This window comes from Spirosoma sordidisoli, from assembly GCF_004138325.1.
Classification (GTDB): domain Bacteria; phylum Bacteroidota; class Bacteroidia; order Cytophagales; family Spirosomataceae; genus Spirosoma; species Spirosoma sordidisoli.
In genome coordinates, this window is record NZ_SBLB01000006.1 from 468,507 (window position 1) to 491,975 (window position 23,469).

General features: G+C 58.1%; 16 protein-coding genes. 7 read left to right on the forward strand and 9 right to left on the reverse strand.

The annotated features are described in order from the left end of the window. The first annotated feature begins 47 nt into the window (after positions 1 to 47). From gatA to ruvA, 3 genes are all read left to right on the forward strand, one after another. Positions 48 to 1,472, forward strand: coding sequence for an Asp-tRNA(Asn)/Glu-tRNA(Gln) amidotransferase subunit GatA (gene gatA / locus EQG79_RS22245; RefSeq protein ID WP_129604159.1), 1,425 nt, complete (start codon positions 48 to 50; stop codon positions 1,470 to 1,472). 89 nt (positions 1,473 to 1,561) lie between these two features. Further along, on the forward strand, positions 1,562 to 3,142 hold the full coding sequence (locus EQG79_RS22250; protein ID WP_129604161.1) for a lytic transglycosylase domain-containing protein: 1,581 nt from the start codon (positions 1,562 to 1,564) through the stop codon (positions 3,140 to 3,142). 106 nt (positions 3,143 to 3,248) lie between these two features. After that, positions 3,249 to 3,839, forward strand: a complete 591-nt coding sequence (gene ruvA / locus EQG79_RS22255; protein ID WP_077921455.1) for a Holliday junction branch migration protein RuvA — start codon at positions 3,249 to 3,251, stop codon at positions 3,837 to 3,839. 59 nt (positions 3,840 to 3,898) lie between these two features. On the opposite strand, the gene EQG79_RS22260 is transcribed toward ruvA, so the two are convergent. Continuing rightward, on the reverse strand, positions 3,899 to 6,037 hold the full coding sequence (locus EQG79_RS22260; RefSeq protein WP_240699419.1) for a S9 family peptidase: 2,139 nt from the start codon (positions 6,035 to 6,037) through the stop codon (positions 3,899 to 3,901). A gap of 445 nt (positions 6,038 to 6,482) precedes the next feature. Between EQG79_RS22260 and EQG79_RS22265 the strand changes: the two genes are divergently transcribed. Then, positions 6,483 to 9,569: a SusC/RagA family TonB-linked outer membrane protein gene (locus EQG79_RS22265; protein ID WP_240699420.1), complete on the forward strand. Its 3,087-nt coding sequence runs from the start codon at positions 6,483 to 6,485 to the stop codon at positions 9,567 to 9,569. Positions 9,570 to 9,635: 66 nt separating this feature from the next. Further along, positions 9,636 to 10,949 (forward strand): RagB/SusD family nutrient uptake outer membrane protein, encoded by a 1,314-nt coding sequence (locus EQG79_RS22270; protein ID WP_129604166.1) that lies wholly within the window; start codon positions 9,636 to 9,638, stop codon positions 10,947 to 10,949. A 150-nt stretch (positions 10,950 to 11,099) separates the two neighbouring features. Here the strand turns inward: EQG79_RS22270 and EQG79_RS22275 are convergent, their stop codons facing one another. The 4 genes from EQG79_RS22275 to EQG79_RS22290 form a co-directional block, all read right to left on the reverse strand. After that, the gene (locus EQG79_RS22275) at positions 11,100 to 13,676 is read right to left on the reverse strand and encodes an RICIN domain-containing protein (RefSeq protein WP_165358938.1); all 2,577 of its coding nucleotides are present in this window, start codon (positions 13,674 to 13,676) and stop codon (positions 11,100 to 11,102) included. Between the two features lie 499 nt (positions 13,677 to 14,175). Next, positions 14,176 to 15,255 (reverse strand): Gfo/Idh/MocA family protein, encoded by a 1,080-nt coding sequence (locus EQG79_RS22280; protein WP_129604171.1) that lies wholly within the window; start codon positions 15,253 to 15,255, stop codon positions 14,176 to 14,178. Between the two features lie 136 nt (positions 15,256 to 15,391). Then, on the reverse strand, positions 15,392 to 16,465 hold the full coding sequence (locus EQG79_RS22285; protein WP_077921466.1) for an acyloxyacyl hydrolase: 1,074 nt from the start codon (positions 16,463 to 16,465) through the stop codon (positions 15,392 to 15,394). Between the two features lie 143 nt (positions 16,466 to 16,608). Continuing rightward, on the reverse strand, positions 16,609 to 18,165 hold the full coding sequence (locus tag EQG79_RS22290; RefSeq protein WP_240699421.1) for a tetratricopeptide repeat protein: 1,557 nt from the start codon (positions 18,163 to 18,165) through the stop codon (positions 16,609 to 16,611). 419 nt (positions 18,166 to 18,584) lie between these two features. Between EQG79_RS22290 and EQG79_RS22295 the strand changes: the two genes are divergently transcribed. Next, complete coding sequence (locus tag EQG79_RS22295) at positions 18,585 to 19,052, forward strand: energy transducer TonB (RefSeq protein ID WP_165358939.1); 468 nt, start codon at positions 18,585 to 18,587, stop codon at positions 19,050 to 19,052. A gap of 45 nt (positions 19,053 to 19,097) precedes the next feature. On the opposite strand, the gene EQG79_RS22300 is transcribed toward EQG79_RS22295, so the two are convergent. Both EQG79_RS22300 and EQG79_RS22305 read right to left on the reverse strand, forming a co-directional pair. Further along, entirely contained in the window at positions 19,098 to 20,129 is a 1,032-nt protein-coding gene (locus EQG79_RS22300) for a galactitol-1-phosphate 5-dehydrogenase (protein ID WP_129604179.1), read from the reverse strand. A 138-nt stretch (positions 20,130 to 20,267) separates the two neighbouring features. Beyond that, positions 20,268 to 21,854, reverse strand: a complete 1,587-nt coding sequence (locus EQG79_RS22305) for an McrB family protein (RefSeq protein ID WP_129604181.1) — start codon at positions 21,852 to 21,854, stop codon at positions 20,268 to 20,270. A gap of 96 nt (positions 21,855 to 21,950) precedes the next feature. Between EQG79_RS22305 and EQG79_RS22310 the strand changes: the two genes are divergently transcribed. Then, entirely contained in the window at positions 21,951 to 22,820 is an 870-nt protein-coding gene (locus EQG79_RS22310; protein WP_129604185.1) for a hypothetical protein, read from the forward strand. Between the two features lie 59 nt (positions 22,821 to 22,879). Here EQG79_RS22310 and EQG79_RS22315 read toward each other — a convergent pair whose 3' ends face one another. Continuing rightward, positions 22,880 to 23,233, reverse strand: coding sequence for a DUF5615 family PIN-like protein (locus EQG79_RS22315; RefSeq protein ID WP_129604187.1), 354 nt, complete (start codon positions 23,231 to 23,233; stop codon positions 22,880 to 22,882). Continuing rightward, entirely contained in the window at positions 23,230 to 23,466 is a 237-nt protein-coding gene (locus tag EQG79_RS22320; RefSeq protein WP_077921477.1) for a DUF433 domain-containing protein, read from the reverse strand. The genes EQG79_RS22315 and EQG79_RS22320 overlap by 4 nt, the downstream gene beginning before the upstream one ends. Between the last annotated feature and the right edge of the window lie 3 nt (positions 23,467 to 23,469).

Sequence of the window (23,469 nt, forward strand, 5' to 3'; positions counted from 1 at the left end):
TCAGCCCCGAGCCGGCCTGCGCTCCAGACTGAAAAACGTGCCTTCCTGTGACCGTATACCGTAGCTTTACCTCCGTTCAGGCTGATCTTAAAACCGGGGCCGTCACCTGCCGCCAACTGGTCGAGCACTACCTTACCCGCATTGCCGATCATCAGCACCTCAACGTATTTACCGACGTATACGCCGACGAAGCCCGTCAGCAAGCCGATGCCGTTGATCATAAACTAGCCAGCGGTACCGCCGGTCGACTGGCCGGTATGGTCATTGGCCTTAAAGATGTTCTCTGTTATGCCGGCCACGGCGTTCGGGCCGGCAGCCGGATTCTGGATGGGTTTACGGCCCAGTTCACCGCCACCGCCGTAGAGCGGCTCCTTAGCGAAGATGCCATTATTATCGGTCGCCAGAACTGCGACGAATTCGCCATGGGGTCCTCGAACGAGAACTCCGCTTTCGGTCCGGTACGCAATGCCGCCGATCCTGAGCGGGTGCCGGGCGGAAGTAGTGGCGGGTCGGCGGTAGCCGTACAGGCCGGTTTATGCCTGGCCAGTATTGGCTCCGATACCGGCGGTTCGGTACGCCAGCCCGCTGCGTTCTGCGGGGTAGTCGGTCTTAAGCCAACATACGGCCGTGTCAGCCGCTGGGGCCTGATTGCCTATGCGTCTTCGTTCGATTGTATTGGCCCCATTGCCAACAACCCCGACGATGCCGCGCTGCTGCTGGAGGTGATGGCCGGCGCCGATGAATTTGACAGTACCGTATCGAGCCAGCCCGTATCGGCCTATGCCAGCGCGCAGCTGCCGGAGCGCCCCCTCCGGATTGCCTATCTCCGCGACGGCATCGAGAGCACTGGCGTTGATGCCAGCATCCGGGAAGCGACCCAACAAACGATCGATGCGCTGCGCGGAGCAGGCCATACGGTCGAGCCGGTCGAGCTGTCGCTGCTCAACTCGCTCCTGCCTACCTATTATATCCTGACCACCGCCGAAGCGTCGTCGAACCTGTCGCGCTTCGACGGCGTACGATATGGGTTCCGCGATACATCAGTAACGGACCTTTTGTCGTTGTACAAAAAAAGTCGAACGGCGGGCTTCGGTGCCGAAGTACGCCGACGGATTCTGCTCGGTACGTTTGCCCTGAGCGCCAGTTATTACGACGCTTATTATACCAAAGCCCAGCAGGTACGGCGACTGATTCGCGACGAGACCGAGCGCGTGTTTGCTGAATACGATTTCCTGCTGTCGCCCACCACACCCACAACAGCTTTTAAGCTGGGAGAAAAAACGGAAGACTCGCTACAGATGTATCTGGCTGATATCTTTACGGTTCAGGCCAATGTGGTAGGGTATCCGGCCCTCTCTATTCCGAATGGAACCGACCCGGCGGGTTTACCCATCGGTCTGCAACTGATGGCTCCCCCCTTTCAGGAAGGAGCGCTGGTAGCGCTGGGCAGACATTTGTATAACGGAGTTTAATACTGCATCATTTTTGTAGCTATCCTTTTGGTAGGCGGTGCCGGCAGGCCCGCGCTGGTAAATATGAATTAACCTAACCTGATTAACGCATGACGCTATTGAACCGTAGCTTGTTGATGGTGGGAGTACTGAGTGTGGCGCTGGGATTGACAAGTATATCGGCCCAGGCCACCACTACGTTTCAGGCCGACTCGCTGAGTCCCAAAAAAGACACGATTGCGGTGGTGCCAACCGTACGCGACAGCCTGCTGATGGAACGACTGGCAAAGCTGCAGAAAACCATTCCGCTGCCATACCATTCGGTCGTACAGAGTTACGTCGACTATTTCGTGTTTCGCAAGCCGAGCTACACCCGCACCATGCTCGAGCGTATGCCGCTCTTCTTCCCGCTTTACGAAAAAATGCTGGCGCAGTATGATCTGCCCGATGAACTCAAATTTCTGTCGATCGTCGAATCGGCCCTGAATCCCCGGGCGGTTTCGCACGCGGGTGCCGGTGGTCTCTGGCAGTTCATGCCCGGTACCGGCCGCGACATGCGCCTGTATCAGGACGATTATGTAGACGAGCGGATGGACCCCGTCAAAGCCACGGAAGCCGCCTGTAAGTATCTGCGTGATCTGTACAACATCTTCGGCGACTGGCATATGGCTCTGGCGGCCTACAACAGCGGCCCTGGTACGGTAAAACGGGCTATGCGCCGGTCGGGGGGCGATTCGTTCTGGACGATTTACAATCACCTTCCTAAAGAGACCCGCGCCTATGTACCGCAGTTTATCGCCATCACATACCTGATGCATTACGCCAACGATCACGGCATCTTCGGCGAAAAGTTCGAATACCCCATTCCGAACGACACCATCCAGATTTCGGGTTATTTCAACCTCGAGAGCTTCGCCAAACACAGCAACATCCCACTGGCTAACCTCCAGAAGCTGAACCCGGCGGTTACGACAACCATTTTGCCCGAGTATACCCAACGGTACCCGCTACGGGTGCCGCGCGAGCAGTTCGCTTACTTTTCGAGCCGTCGCCGGGCTATCATGGATTCGGCCAGCCGGCTTCCGGTAGCCATGCCGCACGTCCTGCTGGCTCATGCCGAAGCTATTCAGTACGGTACCGACTCCATGACGAACTGGGCCAGCCTGGGGGGCAATCCCCTGGCCGGCATGCGGCTGGGCGATGAGCTGGACGAGGCCAAGGTGGCTAAAGTGGCCGCCCAACTGACCGATGCCGAGCCCGTTAACGCGTCGGACGAAGATCTGGAAACGGTCGTTCTACGCAAACCGAAGAAACAAACCTATACCGTACAGCGGGGCGATAATCTTATCAGCATCGCCAATCGGCACCATGTGGAGGTATATGACCTCAAACGCTGGAACCACCTTCGTTCGTCGACGCTGCAGCGCGGTCAGCGGCTGGTTATCCTGAAAGAAGTGGCCGAAACCCGCGCCGAACGCCTGGCCGACCAGGGTACCGAAAAGGCCCGCCGGAAAGCCGAAGTGACGGCCAAAACCAAACGGTACAAGCCCCGCTACCACCGCGTTCAGAATGGCGATACCCTCTGGAATATCGTTCAGCGGTACGATGGACTGACCATCGACCGGCTCAAGAAGATGAACAACATGCGCAGCAATGCGTTGCGGCCGGGCCAGAAACTAATCGTTGGCTAAGCGCTCTCCATACCGAATCTAACCCGCGGCTTACCTGGTAAAAGCCGCGGGTTTTTCGTATCTTTACTAGTTACAAATACCTCAAAAACAAGCTATTTCAACCGGAATGATTGCTTATCTAGACGGGCTGCTCTCCTATAAAGAACCAACCAGCGCCATCATCGACGTACACGGTGTTGGCTATGCCGTACATATCTCGCTGCAAACCTACGCTACGCTGCCGGGCGGGGGTGATCGGGTCAAACTGTTTATCCACCACCTCTTCCGTGAAGACCTGCAGGCGTTGTACGGGTTTGCCTCGGCCGATGAAAAATCGCTGTTCCTCGACCTGATTGCGGTATCGGGTGTTGGGCCTAATACGGCGCTGGGAATGCTCTCGGCCATGCAGCCGGCCGACCTCCGGCTGGCCATTCTGGGCGAAAACGTTCGGGCCGTTCAGGCCATCAAAGGCATCGGCGCCAAAACCGCGCAGCGCATTATTCTGGAGCTGCGCGACAAGATGAAACGGGCGGGCGTTGTTCCCGACGGTCCCTCGTACCGGCAGCAGCCAGCCGCCAACCCCGTTCGGGAAGAGTCGCTGGCCGCCCTGGTAGCCCTGGGGTTTCCCAAGCCTACGGCGGAGAAAAGCGTGGACGATGCGCTCAAAGCCGACCCCGACCTGACCGTTGAAGAAGTGATCCGGCGCGCGCTTCGGTAACAGACATAAAAAAAGGATCGTTGATAGCGATCCTTTTTTTATGTGGTCTGCCTGGCTAGTTAATTCACCGCTCCGCTCCGCAGGTTAGCCTCCAGATAGCTGGTGTACTGCTGATATAATAGCAGGTAGCTGGCCGAGTTGTATGACACCCCGTGCGCGCCCGGCGGATAGATGCGCAGATCGGCATCTTTACCGGCATCTTCGAGGGCGTTCATCAGCTGGAAGGTGTTGCGAACGTGTACGTTCTCGTCCATAGTCGAGTGCGCAATGAACATCTTTCCAGCCAGGTTCTTGGCGTAAGGGGATACCGCGCTGACCTTATATTTCTCTTCGTTTTCCGGCAGCAGCCCCATGTACCGCTCGGTATAGATGCTGTCGTAGAGCCGCCAGTCTGTTACGGGCGCCCCGACCAGCGCCACTTTGAACACGCCGGGGTGTGTCAGCATGGTATAGCTGCTCATGAACCCGCCGTAGCTGTGGCCCCGGATCGCCAGTCGGGTGCCGTCTACATACGGCAGCGTGGCCATATAGCGGGCCGTTTCTACAAAATCCTGGCTTTCGTATTTGCCCAGCTTCTCGTAAACGATTTTCTCGAAGTCACGCCCGTAGCCACCGCTACCCCGGTTGTTGACGCTCACCACGACATAGCCCGTCTGGGCCAGCCACTGATGCCAGCCCGTATTCGACCATTCGTTATACACCGACTGAGCACCCGGTCCGCCGTAAATGTCGAGCACCAGCGGGTATTTCTGATTCGGGTTGAAGTTGATCGGTTTGATGATCGAGATATCCAGCCGCTGCCCGTCTGAGGTGGTAAAGCTGGCCAGCTCTTTGGGCGCGTAGACGTGCGAGGCTACGTACTCCGTCACTTTCGCATTGGTCTCCAGCGCTTTGATCAGTTTGCCGTTCACGTCGCGCAGTTCGACCTGGGTGGGTGTCTGCACGTTGGAGTAGCGATCGATAAAGTACTGCCCGTTGGGTGAGAAGTTGACCGTATGCCGGCCCGCTACCGTTGTCAGCCGCTGTTTGTTTTTCCCGTCAATGTCGATCGCGTACAGCTGCCGTTCGGTGGGAGCGGCTTCGGTGGCGGTATAGAAAACTTTGCGGGTTTTGGGGTCGATGTGGTGTACGTAGGTGACCTCCCATGCCCCTTTCGTGACCTGGTTCAGCAGCTTGCCCGTATAGTCGTAGCGGTACAGGTGCGCAAACCCGCCCCGATCCGATACCCAGTAAAATTCCTTCACACCGCCCGGGAAGTAAAGCAGATGGTTGATACCCGCAAAGAAGTCGAAGATGTCGACCCAGGTTGTAGACGTTTCTTCCATGATCTGGCGCGCATCGCCGGTACGGGCATTGGCCATGAACAGGCGCATATGGTTCTGCTTGCGGTTCAGATGCATCAGGGCCAGCTGGCCGGGCTGCGACGTCCAGTAGATCCGCGGAATGTACCCATCGCCCAGGGCCACATTCATCCAGGCTTTGGCTTTGGTAACCACGTCAACGGTACCGATGCGAACCGTAGGGTTCTTGTCGCCGGCGCGCGGGTAGGGCAGCGAGTCGTAGGTTTCGTCGAAGCCTTTATAATCGGTCATTTTATAGATCGGAACCTGCCGTTCGTCGGACTGCCAGAACGCAATCATCTTGCTGTCGGGCGACCATTCCCAGGCCTGAGCCAGGCCGAATTCTTCTTCGTAGGCCCAGCCGAAGCGGCCATTGTAGAAAGCGGGTTTGGCATCGCTGGTCAGCTGGGTTTCTTTCTGGGTGGCAAAATCAAATACGAACAGGTTACCCCCGCGCTCGTACCCGATCCGGCTACCGTCCGGAGCCAGCTCCGCGGTTTGGGCATCTTTGGCCACCAGCTTCAGGCTCTTGTCGGCCAGCGAGTATACGTAGTAGTCGGAGATACCCGAACGCCGGTATACGGGTCGGAAATTGGTCTGGAACAAAATGTTTCGGGCATCTTTCGACCACTGAAACGACCCGTAGGCGAATGGTTTGTCGGTGCCGGGAAATTTCAGCTGGCTACCGTCGAAGACGACCGTTTCGGTCTGGTCTTTGGGCGAAACGACCTTGATCGTGCTGGCACCGCTGGTGTACGAAAAGCGATTACCGCCTTCTATCCAGTTTACCGACCGCGGTCCCGACGAGCCGCTGAGCTGGCTACCCGAGTATAAAGCCTGCTGAAGCGCCGGATACATCTGTTTTGCCGGTGAACCTGCAGAAGTCTGAGCGTTTGCCTGTTGGGTAAGCAGACAAACGCTCAAAAGGCCGATTAGGAAACGGCTGTTTGTCATAGAGAAGTATGCTTAGAGAGTAACAAATCTACCAAAAAATGAATTGTCGTACACAGACTTCGTTTTGGCATCAATTCTGCTACGATCTTTTACCCAAAAAACATCGTTTGCCTTGACCACTTATACCGTAACACAGCCAATCTTACCCGTATGTACGCACCTGTCACTATGGTACAATTAAGTATTAGTACGTGGTAATTTTGTACGTATATTTCCGCTTCCAAAGACGGGATTTCTTTAATTCACCTACCAATAATCACCTTTTATGATGAATAGGTACTCATCTGGTGGCCGACCTATCTGCCTGTTGTGGCTCGTTGGCTTCACCCTTTTGCTCTGCAGTACTGTTATGGCCCAGAGCACCCGATATACACTCAGAGGACGCGTAACCGATGCCGCAGGTTCGGGTATTCCCGGCGTTACGGTACTGGTTCGGGGAACATCGCTCGGTACAACCTCCGTGGCCGACGGCACCTACACGCTGGGCATCACCATGGCCCCCGGCTCTTATTCCCTGACATTCTCGTCCATTGGCTACAGTGCGGCCGACCGGCCCGTTACGCTCGGCAACCAGGAAACCGTTACAACCGACGTAACCCTGGCCGAAGAAAACCAAACCCTGGACGAAGTGGTGGTAGCAGCGGCAACGCTGTCGGGTCCCCGGCGTCAGTTTGGTAATGCCATCACCACCCTGAAAGGCCAGGAACTGACCCAGGCCGGTACGGGCGGCTTCATCAATGCCCTCCAGGGTAAAGTGCCGGGTGCTCAGATTACCCAGAACTCCGGCGATCCGGCGGGGGGTATCAGCATCCGCCTGCGGGGGGTCAAGTCGCTGTCGGGCTCCTCGGACCCGCTCTACGTCATTGACGGGGTTATTGTCAGCAACGCCAGCGACAACGTATCGCAGCTGGCAACGGGCAGCCAGATCGGCAACGCCAATGCGGCTCAGAACCGCCTGGCCGACCTCAACCCCAACGACATTGCCACCATCAACGTAGTCAACGGTGCGGCTGCGGCTGCCCAGTACGGCTCACGCGCGGCCAACGGCGTGGTGCTGATCACCACCAAACGCGGCCAGACGGGCGCGCCCCGCGTCTCCTTCACGACCAGCTTCAACGTGAACGAACTGCGCAAGAGCGTTCCGCTCGGCACGCTGAACAAACAGTTTGGTTTTGCGGGCCTGCGGCTCCACCCCATCGGCGGTATCTCGGCGGCTCAGATTGCGGCCAACCCCGGCGTAACGACCATCAACGTAGTCCGCGACGGCGCCACTACAGCACTGGCTACCAACCTCGTCGATGTGACCCGCTATAATTACTTCGATCAGATTTTCCGGACGGGCTACGGCACCGACAACTCGCTGTCGGTATCGGGCGGCACCAACAACACGAACTATTTCGTTTCGTTCGGTTACCTGAAAAATGAAGGGATCATTAAAGGAACCGACTTCACCCGGTATAACTTCCGCGCCCGGCTCGATCAGCGCCTGGCCAGCTGGGCCAAGCTGTCGGCCGGTCTGAGCTACTCCAACAGCTTCTCAAACGAAAAAGCCAACGGAAACGTCTTCTACAGCCCCATCAACTCGGTCAGCATCACGAACAACATCTGGGACATTACCCAGCGCGACGCAGCGGGCAACCTCCAGGCCGTAGAACCCACCCGGGTCAACCCCCTGTCGACGATCGAAGACATGCGCTTTACCCAGTCGGTCAACCGTACCATCAGCGATTTGCAACTGAACCTGACTCCGCTGAAGGGGCTGAGCGTTGACTGGGTACTAGGCGTAGACACCTACGGCCAGTTCGGCAAGAACTACATCCGGCCTTACCCCTATCAGTCGGTAGCGGGTCTGCCCCTGGAGCGGTATCCGTTCGGGTATGCCGCTACGGCCGTCAACCAGGCCCTGCTCCTCAACTCCGACGTAACGGTAGGCTACGAGCGCAACCTGACCAATGATCTGAAAATGAACTTGATTGCCGGCTACAACTACCAGTTTAGCCAGACCGATTTCAGCCGGAACGAAGGGCAGAACCTGGCGCCGTTTATCGAAACGGTGAGCGGAGCCTCCAGCACCACGTTTGGGTTGGGTTACGGCCTCGATCGCTTCAACCTGAGCGGTTATTTTGGCCAGGCTACCTTCGCCTACCGCAACCTCGCCTTCCTGACGGCAGCGATCCGGCGCGATGCGTCGTCCAAGTTCTCGCCTTCCGAAACCAACCAGCTTTATCCCAAGCTGAGCGGCTCGCTGGTGCTGTCGGATCTGGATTTCTGGAAAGAGTCGGGGCTGAATACTGTCTGGAACGACCTGAAGCTGCGGGCCAGCTACGGCGAGTCGGGTAACCTGTCGGGTATTGGCTCGTACAGCCGGTTCTGGCAGTTCCAGCCGATTCCGTTCCTGGGCCGCAACACCATTATCCCCTCGTCTACGCTGGCCAACCCCGCCGTACGTCCCGAGCGGATGGCGGAGTTTGAGTTTGGCGCCGACCTGTCGTTCCTGAACAACCGCATCAACCTGAGCGCTACGGGCTATAACCAGCAGATCAAAGACCTGGTGGTGAACCGCACGCTGGCCCCGTCGACGGGTGGTACGGGCATTGTCAACAACGTAGGAACGATGGAGAACCGGGGTATCGAACTGATGCTCGACGTAACGCCCGTAAAAACCAAAAACCTTTCGTGGGAGGCTACGTTTATCTTCAACCGCAACCGCAACAAGATCCTGAGCCTGGGCAGCCCGCGCATTGAAATTGCTACGGTATCGGGCGCGCCGGTCTTCCTGCTCGAAGGCGAAGCCGCCAGTGTTTTCTATGAATTCCCCTACGCCCGCAACCCCGACGGGTCGCTGCTGCTGACGGCCCAGGGCTTCCCGCAGCGGGAGCGCGGCACCCAGGTGGGCAACTCCTACGAAATACGGCCCGAGAACCGGGTCAATGGCCAGCCCGCCGGCGCTTTTGTCCGGACAATCATCGGCGACCCCAACCCGAAATGGACCGGCTCGTTTGCGTCTAACCTGACCTATAAGAACCTGTCGTTCCGCTTCCTGCTCGATGCCGTACAGGGCAACCAGGTGTTCAACGCCGACAAGCGCACCCGCGAGAACGTAGGTATCGGTACGCTGACCGAACAGGAGATGAACGGCACGCTGCAACGGGGTTATATCTTCGCCATCGGACCAATTGGTGAGTTCCGGGTCGATGACGGGTCGTTCGTAAAACTCCGCGAGGTGGCGCTGAATTACCGGCTGCCCAACTTCGTGAAGGGCATGAGCAACTTCAATATTGCCCTGATCGGCCGCAACCTGATCTCGTGGGACAATTATAACGGCTTCGATCCCGAAACCAACTCGGGCGGTAACTCGGACCTGGTACGGGGTGTCGACTTCGGCAACGTCCCGATCCCGCGTACGTATCAGCTTCAACTCTCGGCCACATTCTAGGAACCCGTTTCCCGTGTTCTGCTGCGGCTAACCCGAACACGGTGAACTCAAACAAGACATCGACCAATGAAAAAATATAGTCTATTTATCTCCCTGCTGGCGTTGCTGCTGACCCAGAACGCCTGCAACCAGGAGTATCTGAACCCCAGCGCAGCCAGCGAACAGCAGGTCGTCAACTCGCCCGACGGGCTGGTTACGCTGGTCAACGGCCTCCAGTACCGGTACACCTTCGGCCGAACGGGCGTTATCTACAACGGCGTGGCGGCCAGTGGGCTGGCCACTCGTGAGCTACGGGTGCTGAACGCCGGTAATACCGACGAGTTATTCCTGGAGCAGGGCTTCGCCAGCGTTCAGGGGTCGAACGCCGTGATCCGAAACCTCTGGACCAGCGCGCAACTAACCCGCTCTACTGCGGATATCGTTCTGTCCAATGCCAACCGGGTTATTACCGATGCCGGTCTGCGGTCGGGCGTCGTAGCCTATGCGTCGATTTTCAAGGCTCTTTCGCTCGGTACGATGGCTCAGTTCTTCCAACAGGCGCCGGTGGCCACGGGTACCAACGCGGCCTTTGTCAGCCGCGAGCAGCTGCTCCGCGATGCGATTTCCACGCTGGAGTCGGCGGCTACGCTCATCGGCACCACGCCCCCATCGGCGGCATTCCTGAGTCGCATCCCAACCGGTATCGACATTACCAACACCATCCAGGCCCTGATTGCCCGGTATGCGCTGTTTGTGGGTGATTACGATAAGGCCATCGCGGCAGCGGGCCGGGTCAATCTGGCTACCCGCTCTTCGTTCTCGTTTGACGATAACTCCCGCAATCCGGTGTTCGAAACGGCGTTCAGCAACACCAACGTATTTGCCCCCACCAATACCAATTTCGGACTGCCGGCAACGCTGGCTCCCGATGCTGCCGACCGGCGCATAGCTTTCTACACCCGCTCGGGCGCTACCGCCACGCAGAACCTCGGTACGGGTTTTTATACGGCCAATACCGCCCCGGTGCCCGTTTACCTGCCGGGCGAAATGCTGTTGATCCGGGCCGAAGCCTATGCGCGTAAGAACGATGTAGCCAACGCCGTAACGGAACTGAACCGGGTGCTGACCAAAACAGCCGCTCAGGACGCCTGGGGTGTTGGAGCGGGCCTACCGGCCTACAGCGGTGCTCAGACAGGCCCCGCCGTACTGACCGAAATCTATCGGAACCGGCAGATCGAACTGGCGTTCCAGGGCTTCCGGCTCGAGGATAGCCGCCGGTTCAGCCGCCCCGGCCCCGAGACGACCCCGCAGGCCAACGCCGAACGGACACGCAATTTTCTGCCCTATCCGTTTACGGAGCGCGATAACAACAGCGCCACCCCGGCCGATCCGACCAACTAGGCCGGACAGGCTCTATCTGGGATACAAAAAAACCGACGCACGGATGCGTCGGTTTTTTTGTGCCCACTGGTGGTGTATCAACGCCTTTTCTCGTGTGGCTTTTCAGCGACCCCTGCTTCGTCAGCTCCAGCAGACGATGCCCGGCATTGGTTACCGCTGAATCAGCAGCCGTAACGTAGCGGGCAGTTGCCCGGCCGGCGTAAGCCTGATCAGGTACAGACCGTTGGGCAGGTGGCTGGTATCGACCCGGTACGGCTCTGCTGGAACAACCTCCAGCTGCTGCTGCTGTAGTGAGCGACCGAGCAGATCAGTCAGCTGCATATCTACAGACTGGTTACCAGCGGCCGAGAGGTTAATGAGCACGTGATCACGAGCGGGGTTAGGCCACAGGCTGAACGCCACGTCTGTTTTTTCAGCACCGACTCTGCCCGCGGCTGGACAGCTTCTCTCTTCGATGCGCCACTGCTGATGCTGCCCCGCACCCAGCGGCTGCTGGCTGATCAGCGCCCCCTCGGGCACGCTCGCGTCCCGCACCGTCAGGGCCTTGGTCGAGTTGCGGTTGCGGATACTGTAAAAACCCTCCCCGTTGCGCTCCACCAGCCACTGCTGATGGTAGCCGCCCCAGTACGTCCACTGCTCCACCAAGGCATCATCGGCCACCGACGAGTTGGCCACCTGCAGCCCTTTCTGGGTGTGCAGCACCGTGATGTTGTAGTAATTACCCTCGGGGGTGAAGCGCCAGCCCTGCGCCAGCAGATTGGCATCGGTGCGCTGGCGCAGGGGGGTCCCATCGGCCTGACCGTTGGCATCGATGCCGATGACCTTGCCACTGAGCCGCGAGACCAGCCGGTAGCATTTGGCGGGGTCAATGGCCGAAACGGAATTGCGCAGTGAAACCAGCAACAGCTGACTGGTAGCGACACCTCCTCGGTTATCCCTTACCACCAGCCTAACGCTGTAGCTAAGTTGGGGTACCCCCTGCGCACCCGGTCGAATGGTAAAGGTTTTGACCGGGTTGGCCTCGGTAGAAAAAGGGCTGCCATCGCCGAAGTCCCACTCGTAGGTAATGGGGTCACCGTCGGGGTCGGAGGAGGCACTGCCGGTAAAGGTCACGCTCAGGGGTGAGGTGCCTGTTAGCGAGGTCGAGGTAGCTACAGCCACGGGAGGTCGGTTGCCCGATGCTGGGGTCGCGTTGATGGCTACGCCACCTGTCCAGCCCCTGCCTTTGCGCGTGTATACCCGGAAGTAGTACGTCTGTCCCACCGCCAGATCGGTTACCGTTACCGACGTACCAATCCCCTGATAGAGCACTTTGCCGCCGTAAAAATCGGAGCCATTGCCCGTAAAGCTGGCGTTAGCCGTATAGGCCGGTTCGAGGGGAATCTCGTTGATACCCGCCCCGGCTTTACCAACTACCAGCACATCGTCGAAGGATAATGCGGGGTTAGTCCAGTTGAGCCGGATCGTGCTGACGTTTATAAAGGGAGTGGCCGTCAGGTTGGTTACCGACAGCCTGGGTGAATTACAATCGGGACTGATCCTGACAGAATCCTGACCCGAAAGTCCGTTAAAGTCGATCACTTTCACCGTTATCAGGTAGTAGGCATCCTCCCCTTCGCAACCCACCGGCAAGATGTTGATAACCGGATTGGCACCGGACGCGGTTGTTACCAGCTGCTCGCGGTTATTCTTTCGCAGCTTCACCTCCCAGATCTGGGACTTCAGGCTATTTCCGGTGACCGCAGCCGCCAACGAATAACTGGTGACATTGTCGAGGGCGTAGCTGGTCCCATTGACGGGGTTGGTGATGCGCACCGTTGGGGCATTGTTAGCGAGGGACACATACAGAGTCTGAACCGCGCTGCGCTGCCCTTTATTGTCGATGACCGTAAGCCGAACAGTATAGTTGAGAACCAGACCGATGCCCTGGCTGCCGGGTTTAGCCGTAAATACCTTCACCGGATTGGCTTCGGTAGAAAAGGAGCTGCCATCGCCGAAGTCCCACTCGTAGGTAATGGGGTCGCCGTCGGGGTCGGCGGAAGCACTACCGGTAAAGGTTACGCTCAGGGGTGAGGTGCCTGTTAGCGAGGTCGCGGTGGCTACGGCTATGGGTGCCCGGTTGGTGGTGGGCAGGGGGGTGGTGGTGCAGCTTCTCTCTTCGATGCGCCACTGCTGATGCTGACCTGTGCCCAGCGGCTGCTGGCTGATCAGCGCCCCCTCGGCCAGGCTCGCGTCCCGCACCGTCAGGGCCTTGGTCGAGTTGCGGTTGCGGATGCTGTAAAACCCCTCCCCGTTGCGCTCCACCAGCCACTGCTGATGGTACCCGCCCCAGTACGTCCACTGCTCCACCAGGGCGTCATCGGCCACCGACGAGTTGGCCACCTGCAGCCCTTTCTGGGTGTGCAGCACCGTGATGTTGTAGTAGTTGCCCTCGGGGGTGAAGCGCCAGCCCTGCGCCAGCAGATTGGCATCGGTGCGCTGGCGCAGGGGGGTCCCGTCGGCCTGACCGTTGGCGTCGATGCCGATGACCTTGCCACTAAGCCGCGAGACCAGCCGGTAGCATTTGGCAGGATCGATAGCCGAAACGGAGCTGGTTCCCGACAGGCTGACAAAGGGCGGATTGGTCGATACCCGCGCGGGTTCATCACGTTTACTACTTTTTGCTGTCTCATTGATTTTGTTACTATGCGTCGTTGAGGGGAAACCCAACACTCCCACATGGCTCACTAGCCAACACAGGAGGCCAAGGCAAGAACGGTATCTGCCAGAATGGGTAAAGAAAATGGTCATAAACTTGACGTTTTGAGTTTTGGTTAGAGGATGGACCGAACGGTTTATTGCAGGCAGTAAGGCTAAAGGTCAGGATACTAAATAGGCTTTCTAGACTGATAACCCACTTGTTGTGTAGACCAGAAAAAGCCCGGCCCGTCATCTTTCGTCATGCATCGTCAACCGGGTAACTTTCCCGAGCTGTATCAGGCCCGTCGCTGGTGGTCTGAACCAATCGTCGGTAAACAGGCGCGGGGCTCGGTGAAACGTCGACCCGGCAGATGGAGATCGTTTCGCACAAGGCGTAAGTCCACACGAAACGAAGAGGATGGGTACAGCCACTGGCTTGCCCGAGCTGAACGAGTTGAGGTGCTGGTGCTGTATGGACAGTATCCAATGAATGAAGCCGACCAGCCCATGAATAGGCGCTAGTCGGCTTCGTTCTGTATTGCCGTAATTAACCCATTTTTACAACCTGCCCGGTTCGGGTCGATTCGTAGATAGCCTGGAAAAGCGCGACCACCTTACGGCCGTCTTCGCCCGTGACCAGGGGTGCCCTGTTTTCGTTGATCGCGTCGCGGAAGTCGGCAATTTGCAGTCCGAAGTAATACGACGTGGCATCGATTTGATTGAAAAAAGCGGTATCGTCGGCTATGAACTGCGTCAGCTGCGTTTCCTGCCCCGGAATGGTCCAGGTATCGTTGACGGGTGGTTCGGCAATACTCGACCGACCGGCAATGAACATGGCCCCGCCATCGGTCTGCACACCTACCGACGCGCCATTCTGGCCATGGATATGAACTTTGCCGTACAGACCCGGCTGCTGGCTATTGCTGACCACGATGTTGCCCAGTCCACCGTTTTTGAACTGCACAATAGCCAGCGCCGTATCGTCGACTTCGATATACGGGTGGTTGATGTTACGCCAGACCCCGTAAACCGATTCTACCTCGCCCATGTACCACAACAGCAGATCGAGCTGGTGCGGAGCCTGGTTGACCAGCACGCCCCCGCCCTCTCCGGCCCAGGTACCGCGCCAGGGGTCGCTGCGGTAGTAGGCCTCGTCGCGCCAGCCGTACATCTGCACTACCCCCAGCGCGGGGGTGCCAATCTGGCCGGCATCAATCGCCTGCCGAATCCGCTGGCAGGGCGCGTAGAACCGACGCTGGCTGATTACGCCCAGCTGCTTCCCATTGCGCCGGGCGGCTTCGAGCATGGCATCACTATCGGCCAGCGACGAAGCCAGGGGTTTCTCAACCAGCACGTGCGCCCCCGCATCGAGCGCGGCTACGGTAGGGTCGCGGTGGGCCGGGTGGGGTGTACAGACCAGACAGAGATCGATATTTTCGCGGTCGACCATGTCATAGATGTCCGAATAACCCGGTATGCCGTAGTGGTCGGCAAAGGCACGGGTTTTGGCGGGGGTGCGGCCGTAAATGGCGCATAATGTCGTATCGGGCGTTTGCAACACAGCTTTGGCGTGCAGATGGGCAACTTTACCCGGGCCAATAATGGCGATGCGAAGCGGATTAGGCATAGACTTATGAATACGTATGACCATGAAACGAGACGGTATCGGGTCATCTACTCAAAACCAGACAACAAACGACCCACCAGCCCCGCTTTCGAGCTAGCCAGGGCCGTGCCAGCCAGCCGCTCGCGCCGGCCCCGGGTCAGAAGCGAAGCCCGAACCGAATGTCGAAGCCCTCGGCCACGTTCAGTTTCGCTTTGAGGCCAACCCCCAGCAGATACCGGTTTTGCAGGGTATAGAGCAGCTGGTACCGCTGAAACACCCGCCCGTCCGGTATAGTAGCGGGCTGTACCAGGTTCCAGCCGAGGTGGGTAGCGAATGTATACTGCCCCAGCCAGAGTTCGTACCCGCCCAGCACGGCCAGCTGCCAGCTCTCCGGCCGGTCACCCGCCCGGCGGGCCTGCTGACGTACGTACCCGTCGTGAACCACCTCTACCCCACCCGACAGCGCGTTGAAGCGGCTAAGCCGGTAACCAGCGGTACCGGTCAGCCCCCAGAGCCAGGTGGCCTGTTCCGGAAAACGGATGGTTTGCGGCAGCGTGCGGACCGAGGCAAAGGGGGTTAGCCGCCCGGCGAACCGGCGGGTCAGCACCGGCCGACTCCATTGGCGCACGTCGGGGTACGGAAGCGGCTGCGGGGTGTACAGCATCCCGATGGCCAGGGTAGGAAAATTCATCCCCCGGTTGGGTTGCCGGGTTCCGCCGTTGGATATATGATTATAGCCAGCCGTTACGGACAGCGCCACCTGCGGCCCCAGCCGTCCGTACGCACTGGCCGACAGGGCCAGCAGGCCATTCAGCGGGGCGCCGAAGAAGGTGTTGCGGGGATTGCGGTCGGCGTCGTAGTAACGTGTTAACCAGGCCAGGCCGGCCGTAGCCCGTACGGAAAAAGAAAGCGGCTTCCCATACCGGATCTGCGGCTCGAAAAAAGCACCGGCGCCGTAGGTTCGTCCCAGCTCGGCCGGATTGCTGAACGTGACGTAGTTGGCATAGGCCCCCACCCGGGCAAAACAGTTACAGCGCTCGAAGGCGGCTCGTTGCAGGGCCGTTCGGCTGTAGGTGATCTCGACCCCCACCGGTCGCGTTTGGGCGATAGGCCGAAGGTCGGGGGCATGGGGAATAATAAATCCGGTATACAACTGAACGCCGATCTGTTTCTGTACCGAATCGGCGGGTGAGCTGGCCAAGAGGTGGCTTATCAACAGCAGAGCGTTCATAGGCTGTCAGTAACTTGACAATACGGGCTTGTCTGCCGGGTTACCCTCTGATCAGTCAGTATAACCGGCAGTATGTGAGGCCAAAGTAAAGGCAATTGCCGAACGACAGCAATCTGTTGATGACGTTTTTAGGGCGTAACCCCTCAGTAAACAGACGCAGCGGGCACCTGCTCAGCCCTGGAGAAGGCCAGTCGATAGGTGGCTTCGAGTTGCGGTAGTTCGGCGCGTTTTCCCTGACGGCTCAGGGCCTGGTGAAGACCGACCAGCGACCAGCCGTTACCCGGATGATGAGCCAGGTCCTGCCGATAAACGGCTTCGGCTTCCGCCGGCTTGCGCATGCTGAGCAAATAAGCCCCTAAATACTGCCGGGCGGGCAGGGGCCAGTCACTGGGTTCGGTATAAATAAGCTGGTCTTCCCGTTCAATCGCCTGCCGGAGGCTGGCCACCGCCTGCTCAGAGCGGGCATCGGCAACGAGCAGGCTGGCCTCCAGGATATGATCCGCAATCTGCGCCACGGGCAGCGGAGCATTGAACGGGATACGTCGTCGGGTAAGCAGTGGGTCGGTTAGTCGCTCGCCCAGGGCCTGCCGTTCTTTGCGGGCTTCGGCGAGCTGACCGGTAGCCACCAGGGCCATACCCCGGGCAAAGTGATCCAGCAGACGGGCGTAGGCCCAGTCGGTATTGGGTCGGTCGGTAGCCAGTATCTCATTCCATTTACCCAGCCTGACCAGCGTCAACGAAGGGAGCATGTACAGATACTGATCATAGGCATTCTGAGGAGTTGGCGAAACAGACTGGCGGCAGCGGAGGGCGTCGCGCAGCCCGGTTTTATACATCCCCCCGGTCAGGGCGCAGTAGGTTTGTACGGCAAAATAATGGGGCGAGTGTTTCACCAGACCCAGGTGTCTGGCCAACGAATCATACGTAATCAGGTTATCGTCAGCCAGGTCGTTGACGACGACACCCTGCTCAAAAAGCCCATTGCGCTGGTATTCATGACTGGCCATGTGCACCATGTGAGCTACGCCGGGAAGCTGGGTTTTGAGCCGCTCAGCACTGGCAAGGGCTACCTCCGGCTGGCGCGACGCTTCGGTAAGATGAATGTAATAATGCAGGGCAGCCGGATGATTCGGGTGTTTCTGGAGTACGTTCTGGGTAATGGCTATCACGTCAGGCGTCCAGGCTTTTGGCTCGCCCTGAGGAGTCCAGAAATCCCAGGCATGAATCAGCATGACCGCATCTACATACAGCATCGCTAGGTCAGGATCGTCGAACTCCGTCATGAGCTGCCGGCTGGCCGATGCATAGGCCTGATTGAGCTGCTGACGCCGGGCATCGGTCGGGTCGGCCGAATAGCGGGTGTTCATCACCTCGATCATCCGCTTTTCTTTCGGATTGGCCCGGGTCGCCAGCTCGTTCATCCGGGCCAGCACCGAAGCCATGTCGGGCGGAACGGTATAGGTGTGGGCGGCATTGTAATAGGGACCTCCTGCCAGCGCCTGCCCCCACCAGGCCATCGGGCAGGCGGGGTCCAGCCGAGCCACCTCTTTGAACGAAGCCATGGCCTCCTTCATATGGTAACTATAATACATCGTCAGGCCCTGATCGAAGTAAAACTGCGCGCTATCTGTCCGTGTAGAAATCGGATACGAGTAGTTTCCCCAACCCGGCAGCGCCACCACGAACTTTCCGTTTGCCATCCGGTCGATACGGCTCCCTGCCGTGGCTCCGCAAAGGGCTATAGGGCTAACCTCTGCAGGAGAGCTATATCGCGGTGTGGTAAGACTGCCAAGCGCAGTTACCAGGAGTAACAGGGTCAGAATGAGCAAACCGGTTTTCATTGTTTCGATCAGTAAAGTGGATAAACCTCCGTACCCGCCCCGGTTGCCGGTTAGGCAAGCCCTCCGGGGTTTCCCAAAAGTGATAGTGATTGACTCATGTGCGACAGGTTTATGAACCGATTCAGGCGACCTTTGATCCGTGCATGATGGCAGGCCCGGTCCGGTTCACCCCTGCCAACGCTCCTCTCCCCCGTTCGTTGTTTCGCCCTACGCCCAGCCCGTTTACAGGTTAAATGAATCGCATGTCCCGTGTTTTTCCTCTTAACAACTACTTCGCCATGAAAACCATCTCTTTGCTCGCCGGCTGCCTGAGTCTCTTCAGCTCAGTAGCCACCGCCCAGCTACTGGACCCGGTGCTATCGGCTGCTGCCGACAACGTAACTGCCGTCATGTCTCCCATGCCAGAGGCTGTACCGTATTCGCAATCGACCGACGAGTTCGTGCCTGTAACCAACGAACCGTTTTTCCCGGGCGGGCATCAGGCTCTGGAAGCGTACTTCCAAAATCCGGCGTTTTATCCCCATCAGGCCCAGCAGGCGGGTATCGAAGGAACGGTCCATGTCCGGTTTCGGGTAACGTCCACGGGTCATCTGACTGATCTCAAGGTCGTCAAATCGCGCGGCTCCCTGCTGGACAGTGCCGCTCTTGAAGCCGTAGCGCTGATGCCCCGCTGGTATCCGGCCCATCGGTCAGGAATAGCCGTCTCCAGTGTTTATGTACTCCCGGTTACCTTTCGTGCTCAATGACGGGCGAAACGATCCGGTCAGCAAGGCCTCATCGGCGCCCGGCAACTAGGGCTTCAGCACGACCTTGATCAGCCCTTTCTCTTTGGCATATAACCGCCGGAACCAGTCGGCCCCTTCGGCGAGCGGTACTTCGGCGCTCAGAATAGCGTCGACGTTGATACGACCCGACGAAATCAGCGAAAGCGAGGCTTCGTACTCGCCATTGATGGCGCAGGAGCCCTGAAGCCGCAGCTGGCGCGTCACAACGGCCTGCAACGGAATCTCGACCGTGGGAGCCAGGTTACCGACGAGCGTAACCGTAGCGCCTTTGCGAACGCAGTCGATCGCCGTTTTTACGGTTGGGCCCGCCCCGACCACTTCAAACGACACATCGGCCCCGCGCCCGTTCGTCAGCGCCTGTACCTGCTGGGGTACATCGGCCGATTTGGCATTTATGGTATGCGTAGCCCCGAGCGATTTGGCCAGCGCCAGCCGGTCGTCGTCCAGGTCGATGGCTATAATGACCCCGCAGCCCGCCAGCCGGAGCGCCTGAATGACGAACAGCCCGATCATACCGGCGCCCACCACCACCGCCGAGTCGTTCACCTGAACGGGTGTCAGGCTCAGCGCATGGAGCGCGACGGCTACCGGCTCGACCAGCGCGGCCTGGGTGAAGGTAACGTTCTCAGGAATGGCGTACAGAATATGCTGCGGTACCGTCACGTACTCCGCAAAGGCACCCTGCCGCTTGAACTCGGGCGTCGACACCCCCACTACTTCACGGCCATCGCTGAGGTTATACATACCACGTCGGCTATACCAGTCGTCGAGGGCATATACGGTCGAGTCGAAGGTAACCCGGTCGCCGGTGGCCCAGCCGCGTACATCGGCGCCCACCTCGGCAATGATGCCGCTGGCTTCATGGCCCATCACGATGGGCGGAATCCGACGGCCGCTGCTGCCATCCATACCGTGTACATCGGACCCGCAGATGCCGACGGCCTGTACCCGAACAAGTACTTCGCTGGCACCGGGTGTTGGTTTAGCCACATCCTGTAGCTCAAACTGATTGTATTCTGTAAGAACGAGCGCGCGCATATTTGTCTTTGTTTACAGAGACGCAACCGCAGGCAGATCGGCCCTCACGTCTCCCCATCTGAATGTTTCTATAGCAATCTGCCGGCGACGGTTTTGTAATCCGCAGGTATTGTTTTCCCGAGCCGTACAGCCGCTGTTTTATTTCTGATAAATCTTCACGAAGGCCTCAGCCGGTATCTGATCAAACGAACCACTGGCCAGATTCGGGTTGATTTCGTAGGTTATAACATCGTCCATCGTATCGGGGGTTTCGCCGAACAGTTTACCGGCACTGGCATTGGTGTATTTTTTCTTTACCCAGACCAGCCGGTGTTCAGGCTCTTTACCCCAGGCCGCATTGTCGCCCAGAACGAGCTGAATTTTAGCCCAGTCGCTGAAAAAATATTCCTGCAACAGCGGTATGATCCGGTCGCGGAACGCACTACATAACCCGGCCAGCGTTTCGACACCGGTCAGATAGGCATGTCCAATTTGATGATCGCGATCGAGCAGGTATTCGATTCGCTCGTTGATGGTACGCAGCAGCTGCGCCAGATCGACCCCGTCCACGACCGATAATACGGCCGGATCGGGCAACATCTCCCGGAACGCGAACCGACGGCGCAGCGCAATGTCGAGCAGCGCAATGGACCGGTCGGTGGTGTTCATCGTACCGATGATGTACAGATTGAGCGGCACGCCAAACCGCTCCTGCGAGTAGGGCAGCGTGAGCCACAGTTCCTGGTCCGCGCCGAGCCGTTTGTCGGTCTCGAGCAGCGTGATCAGATCCCCGAATACGCTGGCTACGTTGGCCCGGTTCACCTCATCGATGAGCAGATAATGGGCCGGGGCCCGTTGCAGGCGCTGCCGACGGTTGTCGGGCGTATCGTTCAGGCAGTCGGCCAGCGTAGCGTAGCCAGCCTGCTGAATAGCCGACAGACAGGCTTTGTAAAAAATACCCTTCCGGATCCGGTAGCTGATCTGCGAACCAACAATTTCGGGCCGGATACCTTCGATGAACTCTTCGTAGCTGTACGACGGATGAAAGGTGATCAGGCTCGACGTCCCCCTCTCCAGATACGGTTGCAGGGCAAACGTTTTGCCGGTGCCGGGCGGACCGAACAGAATCAGGTTATGGGGCTGGCGGCTGCGCTGATCATCCGGTTCATAAGCCGGTTCCGGCTCTTCGACCGCCTGGCCATTCAGCATCCGTTCGCCCAGGGTCGGGTCGTCGGCCAGCCGGAGCAGGTCGCTGAGCTGCGCTTCGTCTTCGGCCGCGATGTAGATGTCGGGATTGTGCCGAACGGCGTGGGGGCCGCGTTTGCTGGTTTCAACGAGTTCGAGCAGGCAGTCTTCCCAGCAGGTCCGCAACGTCGGGTTAGTAATTAGATGTACGTTAGACTGGCCGACAATTACGGCCAGATAGTCCGACTTTTCGGTCAGCGGCTCAAACACCAGCTCTTCGATGCGTTTGAGCCGATCGCGACACGACTTCTTAACGGTCAGGTGGTATTCTACCTCGCCCCGGCGGGGTTTCTGGATACGCAGTGCCTGAAAAAAGTTGACGTCGGCCGAGATAGCCGCCTTCTCGCGCCGAACCGAAAAAGCCAGTCGCGCATCGCCGTTGGGCAGGTTGACAATATCGATCAGGTCCTTCAGCAACCCGAAGAACCGACGTACGGCTTCGGGATGCCCGATGTCGCGGATGCGGTCAATAAGGGCCTGCTGTTGGGTTTCGGCGATCATATGCGGTCAGAATTGCGAAACTACGACTTTTCAACGTGTCAATATTGATTAACCTATGTGTTCAATGTACTTTTACCTACGCTTTTCCAACGAAATATGCCCCCTAAATCTATACAAACCCTGGTTTGCCTGCTCGGTTTACTCATCGGGCTTTTGGCCTGTAAAAAAGACCCTTCTCCACAGTCCGAAACCTGCCGCCTGACCAGCACTAGTGACCAGCTCATAGAAAGCAACGGCACCCTGACCGACCTGGTGTCGCGCACCTTTGCTTATACCAACGGCACCCTGACCGAAATAACCGAACAGTCGACCACCGTACAGGGTCGTTTTCTACTGGAACGGAGCAACGGCCGGGTCGAGCGCATCAGCCGGGGTACTAACGACGTACTGGCGCTGACCTACGCGGCAACGGCTACGCAACCGCTCAGTGCCACCTTTAGCCGCAATGGGGTATCCTATTCAACCTTCGATATGACGTATACGGGAGCGGGGATGCTACAGCGTCTCACCGAGCGCCGGCAGGTGTTGCCCAACAATTCGCTCACCCTCGAACGGAGCTATACGTTCACCTACGATCAGGCCGGCAACCTGATTACGGAACGCAACCGCTCTACATTAGTTGGCGGGGCCACGCCCGAGCAGGAAACAGATTATACGACCGGCCCGAATGCGTCGCCCTACAATTACCTTCCCGAACGGGCGGTGCTGACGCTCATCGCCATGACCCTGGGGGCCGAGTCGGCACCGGGTCGGTTCTGGCACCTGAAAACACCGGCAGAATACAAGCTGTACAGCCTAACCAACGGCGTTCGGGGTAGTCTGCGCGAATCGGCTACCAATGCACCCACCTACGATAACGCGGGCAAGCTCCTGGTGCAGGAACAAACGTCGCTGCTGTACCAGGCCAACAATCCGAATCCGATTACCCGAAAAAACCGCCAGGCCTACACCTACGCCTGCGAGTAGACAGCTTCAGGCCAACTAGCTTCCGATACTGACCACGTCGGCGAAGACACCCGCAGCCGTCACTCGTGAACGATAAAGTCTTCGTTTGTTAGTTCAATGAACGTGTGCTGCGCAAACAAGGTATCTATTGCCGCTATTGTTTGCCGAAAGAGGTCGAGCAACCTCCGATTCTTTATATTACCGGTGGTTACTAACAGCAGTTGGGGCGGCTTTTTGAAGAGCAAATAACTATCCTGAAAGTCGGTGTCTTTCGTGATTACAATTCGATTTTGGCGAGTTGCCAGTTCACGAATGACGCTATCGCTGGTTTCATCTTTATCAGGCAGATCGTCTGTATGAATCACATCGTAGCCTTTCTCCCGCAGCACGTCGGCCAGCAAATACGGCAGTTGCGCATCTACCAGATAGATCATGCCAGCACTCGATGAATGCTCTTGATGCGTGTCAGCCGGCTTGCGTATACTAAGCACGCCCGAATATCGTCTTCTTCCAGCGATGGATAATCAGCCAGAATTTCGGACTGAGTCATGCCCGCCGACAGCAGGTCCAGAATCAGCTCAACAGGATACCGTTTGTTACGGATCGTTGGCTTTCCATGACAAATCTCCGGATTGAGCGTTATTCGCTGAAGCAGCTCATTTTCCATGCT